Below are 7870 nucleotides of genomic sequence, written 5' to 3'. Positions count from 1 at the left end.
TAGCAGCCTCCGCCCGCTTGTCATCCGTCCTGTTGCCCCGCTCGGTAATGCGTGCTGAAGCAACTTCCTCGATAATCTGTGCCACGGTGGAAGCTTCGGATTTAAAAGCCCCGGTACACGTCATATCTCCGATCGTCCGGAATCGAACTGTTTTCAGCTCATATTCCTCATTCTCTTCCAGCGAAATAAACTGAGATTTCGCCAGGTACGTATCCGATCGCTCAACAACTTTCCGCTCATGGGCAAGATACAGGCTTGGTATGTCAATATCCTCCGCGGCAATATACTGCCAGACATCCATCTCGGTCCAGTTGCTAAGTGGAAAAACCCGAAAGTGCTCGCCGTGATTCTTCCTTCCGTTATACAGATTCCAGAGCTCCGGACGCTGGTTCTTGGGATCCCACTGGCCGAATTCATCGCGGTGAGAAAAGAACCGTTCTTTGGCCCGGGCTTTTTCTTCATCCCGCCGGGCCCCTCCAAATGCGGCATCAAAGCCGTGTTCTTCCAGTGCATCCAGCAAAGCGGGAATCTGTAGTTTATTACGGCTTGCATTGGGACCGTTTTCCTCTTTTACGCGTCCGGAATCTATCAGATCCTGGACCTTCACAACAATGAGATTCACACCGAGCCGGTCCATCAGTTCATCACGAAACGCAATGGTCTCATCAAAATTGTGGCCGGTATCCACATGCAGGAAAGGAAAGGGAATTTTACCAGGCCAAAATGCTTTCTCGGCCAGGCGGGCCATCGTAATCGAGTCTTTTCCACCCGAGAACATCAATACCGGATTCTCAAACTGGGCGGCGACCTCCCTCATAATATGAATAGATTCAGCTTCTAACTGCCGAATGTGACTTAATTTATACTTTCTCATACAAGACAATCATTGTTTGTTTTATAAAGCTGCTAAAATTAAGCATTAATAAATAGAAAAACCATCAGGGAATAGGATCCTATATGGTTTGTACTTCCTTCATAACCGCCAGCACTGCGAATTGTTTCAAAGTTTATGGATTATTAACTCTTAACGTCTCACGGGGGCGGCGGACAGTAACTAATCCCTGTTTTCCAAATAATCCAACACCATTTGCACCCCCTCCCCGGGAGTAATATCCGTAGTATCGATTTCCAGCTCGGGGTTCTCCGGTTCCTCATACGGATCACTGATCCCGGTGAAATTATCGATCTCTCCTTTGCGCGCCTTCGCATAGAGGCCTTTCACATCCCGTTCTTCACAAACTTCCAGCGGGGTGGAGACATAGATCTCCACAAAGTCCTCGCACAGATCACGTACGAAGTCCCGTGCCTCCCGGTAGGGAGAGATAAAAGACCCGATCACAAAAACACCATGGGCCTGCAGTCGGCTGGCAATGTAACCTACCCGCCTGATATGTGCGTTGCGTTCTTCCTTGCTAAATCCGGTCGAGGGGAAAATGTCGCGAATGGCGTCCCCGTCGAGGTGTTCCACCCGGTAGCCGCGTTCTTTCAAGGCGGGATATACTTTTTCAGAGATAGTGCTTTTGCCGGAACCGGAAAGCCCTGTAAACCAGAGGACCGCCGGCTTTAGTTTCTTTTCTTCTGACATGCTATTAATGATAAATGTTAAGTGTTGAATGTTGAATTTATCTTTCAAAAATCGACAGCTTCTTTAAGCCCTATCAGGAAGCCGCTGTTTTTTAAATCAGGTTTGTTATAGGTCAGGGGAGAGGGGTGTACCCCTTCGCGGGCCGAATAACGGTAGACACAGTCTCCCGCGGCTACATCCCATTCCATCGTCGGTCCCATCCGCGGGTAGATATCGGCCGCTCCTTCAGCGACCAGGCAAAACTTGATAGAACTGCCGGCAGGTATCGTTTCGGTTACCTGAAGGCCCTTTTCCTGCAGCTGTTTGATCAGCGAATCCGAACCGTGTGAGCGACTTTGAACGGCCGTCAGGGGGCTGTCGGTGCTACTGGCTTCCGAATATATCCGATGCGGCTCCTCATCGCCCACCTGCTTAAACGCTCCTTCTTCCCGGGTGGCATAATAGGTTATTTTTTTATCCGGCACATACACAACCCCCAAAACCGGTTTTCCGTTATCGATCAGCGCGATATTAACCGTAAATTCTCCATTCTTTTTGATAAACTCTTTGGTCCCGTCCAGGGGATCCACAATCCAAAAAGCGGTCCACTCCCTGCGGTCGTCATAATCGGGGATGCCGGACTCTTCCGATATAACCGGGGTATCCGGATCAATCCTTTTCAGCGCGTCTACAATAATGTGGTGAGCTGCCAAATCCGCTTTGGTAAGCGGGGAGTCGTCCTCTTTATGCATGACTTCTACGTCATCATCATAATATTCAAGAATAGCCGCTCCCGCCTGTTTCGCTGTCGCAATAATTTCCTTCAACATTTAATCTATAATCTATAGTTAATTTATTAATTCCTTTTCTATTTTTTTTCATTCAGCGCCAAAGATACTAAAAATATTGTTGAAATAAGGATTAGGTCTGAAAGCAGGTGCCTCCCAGGATAGCCGCACAGCTGAGAGGGATTACTATTTTAGAAACGGGAATTCGATTTCCCGGGCATTACTGCGGTACAGGATCATTGCCTCGGGAACAAAAACCGTCAAAAAGAACTATGCAGACTCAGATATCTGGGAATAGATTTTAGCTATTTTAGCCGCATTCTTTTACTTTAGTCCATTTAATAATCACCTTGACGAAAACCATTGACTCGTACCATTTCCATTTTTTTTTCCCGTTCAATAGTAACTTCTGCAAAGCTGGTGTTAGTTATAGCTATCTTATCAGCATATCCTTTGCAAAACCTCTTCGGGCAGCCTATTCCTGTCGGTAGTGTCAACGACCAGCATTATCGAACGCTGCAGCTTCTTTCAGATTCCACCATTCAGACATCGCTGACCAACCGTCCCCTGTGGATGTCAACCTTCCGAAAGCTGACCCATGATGCAGACCATCCCTCTTCCTCTTCCGCGGCCTGGTGGGCCCGGCCCCTGGAAGGTCCCAAAACGTCGTTTCTCAACTTTTTTGAGGCCGGCGTCTATGAGCCGGTGCTGACCACGACCTATAACAGCGAACTGCCCTACAGCGAGAATAATGGCGCGGCCTGGTATGGACGGGGACTTAATACGGAGTTTCAGGGCGGGTTGTACCTGACGTCGGACTATCTCACCCTCAGTTTTCGTCCCCATGTAATCTATACCCAAAACCGGGATTTTGCCAAACCCCGGTTCATTCCCACCGATGGTGACGGGAACCCTCAATACCGGGCTATTTTCGGCAATATAGATATGCCCTACCGATTTGGTCCCGACGGGTACAGCGATTTTGACCTCGGACATTCATCAGCCCGGATCCACTACAAAAGTATTGAAGCCGGCACCAGTACCGAGTCGCTCTGGTGGGGACCGGGGGTACAGTATGCCCTGATGATGAGCAACAATGCCGCCGGTATTCCCCATCTTTTCATGGGGACCCGCGAGCCGCTGGCGTTGCCCCTCGGTATCGGGGGTATTGAATTCCGCTGGATCTGGGGATGGCCCCGCGATTCCGAGTATTTCACTCGCAATAACGACCAGCGGTTTATGAATGCGCTCAACTTCAGCTACTCCCCCTCCTTTATCCCCAATCTCACGGTGGGAGTAACGCGCACCTTCCACCAGTATGTGCCCGAAGACGGACTCGACGTATCCGACTTTTTTGATATCATCCAGGCCTTTCAAAAAGTAAAGCAGGACGAATCGGATAACAGTGGACTGGATGACGCCAAAAATCAATTGGCTTCCATCTACTTTCGTTGGGTCTTTCCGGAAAGCAATGCTGAAATCTATGGAGAATATTTTCGGGAAGACCACAGCTATGATCTGCGGGATTTCATGATGGAACCGGATCACGACCGGGCCTATACGCTGGGCGCCCAAAAAATTGTGGAAAGCAACTGGATCGATTTTGTGAAATTTAACGCAGAATTCAACTCCCTGGTTCCCAACAGGATAGATGAAGTGCGTCCCCAAACCTATTATTACCGCCATTACAAAATAAAGCAGGGGCACACCAGCCGGGGACAAGTCCTCGGGGCGGCCATCGGACCTGGTTCAGGCAGCCAGTATTTTGGTGCGGAGGGTTACTTTAATGATGGCATGCTGGGACTTTTTATCCAGCGCGTGGCCGACAACGACTTTTTCCATTACGAATATTACGACCGGCCGGACCTCGGGACGGGCTACAAGGATATCTGGCGGCACCGCATCAATTTGAATATAGGCCTCAAAGGATCCTACCAAACCGGTCCTCTCTTGCTGGGTGCTCAACTAACCTGGAGTAAAAACTATAACTACGGGCGATATAATTATGGAAACCTCGATGTCGATTTCGATACCGTCGACAAAAACGATAAAATTAATATGCAGCTGCAGTTGTCCGCCCGCTATCTTTTTCATTATTAATACCGGATTCTTTGATCCCGCTACCAAACAGATCAATTCCTGAATCATAAAACTTTTTAGTTTGACTTCTACTTTATCTCACATTGGTACAGCCCGGATTAAGGTATTTTTCCTGCTGCTCACAGCGGGGATCATGCTCGTCCCCCTGCAACGGATGCAGGCCCAAACCATTCCTGTCGGAGAGTTCCGTGAAAGCCAGTTTCGGCTGTTTCAGCTGCTTTCGGATTCCACTACAAATATATCATTTTCAAATCGACCCCTCAGCAACCGCAGTTACCAGGAAATAACGCAGGATTACAAACCCTCCAATACATGGTGGGCCCGACCCTTACAGTCGCCGGCTATCAAACTCACAGAAGATTTTACGCTTGGCTTTTTTGAACCCGTGATGAAAGGGACGTTCAACAGTGAGCTGCCTTACAGTGAAAATAATGGAGCTGCCTGGTATGGCCGCGGATTGAATACCGAGTTCAAGGGCGGATTTCACATTACCTCCGACTTCCTGGATGTCAGTCTTCGACCACACATCATTTATCAACAGAACAGATCGTTTCCTGTCCCCCGTTTTGTTCCGGTTGAGCGCAATGGAGACATCCGATATATAGCTGAAGGCACACTCCCGGAAGATACGCTGGCCGAACGTATTGACCGTCCCTTCCGGTTTGGCCCCGACAGTTATACGACCCTTGACTGGGGACATTCTTCGGTCCGGTTTCATCACCACGATATTGAACTTGGGCTCAGCTCTGAACCACTGTGGTGGGGACCCGGTGTCCAGTATGCCCTCACGATGAGCAATAATGCCGCCGGCGTGCCCCACGCTTTCCTGGGAAGCCGGGAGCCCCTGGAACTTCCCTGGAATATCGGGCGACTGGAATTTCGCTGGATCTGGGGCTGGCCGCGCGACTCTGAATATTTTGACCTGGGGAGGGACTACCAGCGGAAGCGTTTCATGAATGGTTTAAATATTGTGTACGCTCCCTCCTTCCTGCCTAATTTATACATCGGAACAAGTCGCATCCTGCATCAATACATTCCGGACGAGGGACTTAAGGGCGCGGATTATCTGGCTATTTTCAGATCTTTCCCAAACCCCGATGAAAAAGTGTTGGATGGCTTTAGAGATGCCAGTCACTACCAGGATAAAAATGCCTTATCCTCTGTTTTTTTCCGATGGGTTCTTCCTGAAAGTGATGCTGAATTCTATGGAGAATTCTATAAAGAAGACCACAACTGGAATTTCCGTGATTTTATGATGGAACCTCAACACGGACGGGCCTATACCCTGGGCGCCCAAAAAATCATACAAAGCAACCGGATCGATTTCGTAAAAGTTAACGCGGAGATCAATTCCCTGATACCACCCCGGGTGGATGATGTTCGTCCCCAAACCTACTATTATACCCATAAAAGAGTGAAGCAGGGACACACGAACCGCGGACAAGTTCTGGGAGCGGCTATCGGCCCCGGTTCAAGCAGCCAGTACCTGGGGGTCGAAGGTTATTTCAACAAGGGCAAAGTGGGCGTTTTTGCCCAGCGCATGGTGGACAACGACCATTATCATTACGAGTGGAACCAGCGGTGGTATCCACAAGGTGGGTTTAAGGATCAATACAGGCACCAGGTGAAACTAAATATAGGTATCAACGGCAAATATCGTATCTACAACCTCCTGCTCGGAGCAAGTATGACGTGGAATAAAAACTATAATTACGGGCGTTATAATTACGGACGGCTTCCCATAAGCTGGGAAAGCCGTTACAAAGAAGATCTCATCAACCTACGGTATCAACTGTCGGTGCGGTATCTTTTTCATTAGGTCTTGTGTAACAGACTCATACATAGAATCCTTTGATAAACCAGGATTTTGTTCGAGGTCAGGGCCAGAGGGAGGTTGGAATCCCGGCATATAGCCAATAGGGGTGGATTTCAACCGACCGATAACGCCGACATTGACCAACAGAACGGTTTTGAAAAGTTTCCTATAACCCGTGTCACATTGCTTTTGACAACTTTTTTTAACAGGCAAAAGTCATATAGCATTATATAAAGCCCGCTTTAAATTTGTAAGAGGAATTATTTTTGTAATACCGATTACATATAATGTATCTTTTGATCACTATTTTGTGACTTAGAACCTTTACTTTTTTTGACTTGAAAACAGCCATTGTAACAGACTTCCTCAACCAGTTTGGTGGGGCCGAAATCGTCACTCAACAGATCGCTTCTCTCTTTCCCGGGGCGGATATCTATACCATGATAGCCGAAGAAAAGATTGTCAGTGAGTACTTTTCCGGTCACAAGGTTATCGAACACCCCAAACTCAAAGATTCCCGGTGGAGGCGCAACCACTACCGCAAGCTGCTGCCCCTCTACCCTACCTATATTGAAGACTTCGACCTGACGGGCTACGACCTGGTCATCTCCAGCTCCTATCTATGGGCCAAAGGCGTATTATGCCGCCCAGAAACACTGCATATCGCTTATGTGCATACCCCCATTCGGCAGGCTTGGGTTAAATATCACGAATACCTGCGCAACGAAAACGACATCGGCAGGTTCACCCGTCCCATTCTGCGCTATGTGATGAATTACCTGCGTATCTGGGATGTGTCAGCGTCCAACAGGGTTGATTACTTTATCGCCAATTCCACTACGGTCCAAAGGCGTATAGAATCCATCTACCGGAGAGAAGCCCGGGTTATTCATCCCCCTATCAAAGTAGACCGCTACAAAGACAAGTATGAAGACTCTGTGGACGATGATTACTACATTACGGTAGGCAGGCTGGTCCCCTATAAGAGAGTGGACCTGCTGATCGAGGCTTTCAACCAAACCCCGGATCGCAAGTTACTGATTGCCGGGGCCGGAAACGACAGCGAAAGGCTCAGGGCACTGGCGGAATCCGACAATATCACCTTTTTGGGATTCGTCGACGAGGAAACAAAAACCGAGCTGACAGCCAAAGCCAGGGCGTTCCTTTTTGCCGCCGAAGAAGACTTTGGGATGAGTCCCGTCGAGGCCATGGCCCTGGGTACCCCGGTCATCGGCTTTTCCAAAGGAGGCACACGGGATTATATCAGGGAAAAGGTAAACGGGCGCTTTTTTGATGAGCAGACACCCGATAGCCTGCTCCGGGCAATCGACGCCTTTGAGCAGCAGACATTTGACCGGGAAACGGTTATGCAGTCCGTCACCCGGTTCGATGAAAAGCACTTCCGCCGACAGCTAAAGGCTTTTATTGACGAAAAGATCGAAGAACACGGAGCAAACCTTAAGTGACCTTTTAAAATAATGGGCTTAAACGACCCAACGGCCGGTAAAAAGCGGCCATCCCTAACCCAAGTGTAAATTACACTGTCCCTGAATGCTATCGGGTGGGCCTATATCTTGATTTTCCGCTTTTCTATTGCAAACC

At 48.7% G+C, this 7870-nt stretch carries 6 protein-coding genes; 3 read left to right on the top strand and 3 right to left on the bottom strand.

The features are described 5' to 3' along the window. From cysD to cysQ, 3 genes are all read right to left on the bottom strand, one after another. On the bottom strand, positions 1-874 hold an 874-nt coding region (cysD, locus tag ACESLU_RS08785), incomplete at its 3' end, for a sulfate adenylyltransferase subunit CysD (protein WP_372638036.1). 180 nt (positions 875-1054) lie between these two features. Next, on the bottom strand, positions 1055-1585 hold the full coding sequence (gene cysC, locus ACESLU_RS08780; protein ID WP_372638033.1) for an adenylyl-sulfate kinase: 531 nt from the start codon (positions 1583-1585) through the stop codon (positions 1055-1057). A gap of 44 nt (positions 1586-1629) precedes the next feature. Beyond that, positions 1630-2394 carry a 3'(2'),5'-bisphosphate nucleotidase CysQ gene (cysQ, locus tag ACESLU_RS08775; RefSeq protein ID WP_372638030.1) on the bottom strand — a complete coding sequence of 255 codons (765 nt, stop codon included), beginning with the start codon at positions 2392-2394 and terminating at the stop codon, positions 1630-1632. Positions 2395-2805: 411 nt separating this feature from the next. Between cysQ and ACESLU_RS08770 the strand changes: the two genes are divergently transcribed. From ACESLU_RS08770 to ACESLU_RS08760, 3 genes are all read left to right on the top strand, one after another. Next, positions 2806-4452: a capsule assembly Wzi family protein gene (locus tag ACESLU_RS08770; RefSeq protein ID WP_372638027.1), complete on the top strand. Its 1647-nt coding sequence runs from the start codon at positions 2806-2808 to the stop codon at positions 4450-4452. 61 nt (positions 4453-4513) lie between these two features. Then, positions 4514-6271 (top strand): capsule assembly Wzi family protein, encoded by a 1758-nt coding sequence (locus ACESLU_RS08765; RefSeq protein ID WP_372638024.1) that lies wholly within the window; start codon positions 4514-4516, stop codon positions 6269-6271. 335 nt (positions 6272-6606) lie between these two features. Next, the gene (locus ACESLU_RS08760; RefSeq protein WP_372638021.1) at positions 6607-7734 is read left to right on the top strand and encodes a glycosyltransferase; all 1128 of its coding nucleotides are present in this window, start codon (positions 6607-6609) and stop codon (positions 7732-7734) included. Positions 7735-7870 lie beyond the last annotated feature (136 nt).

This window comes from Fodinibius sp. (assembly GCF_041642155.1).
Classification (GTDB): domain Bacteria; phylum Bacteroidota; class Rhodothermia; order Balneolales; family Balneolaceae; genus Fodinibius.
Note: the sequence above shows the minus strand (reverse complement) of the source record. Positions and strands in the feature narration are given on the sequence as shown.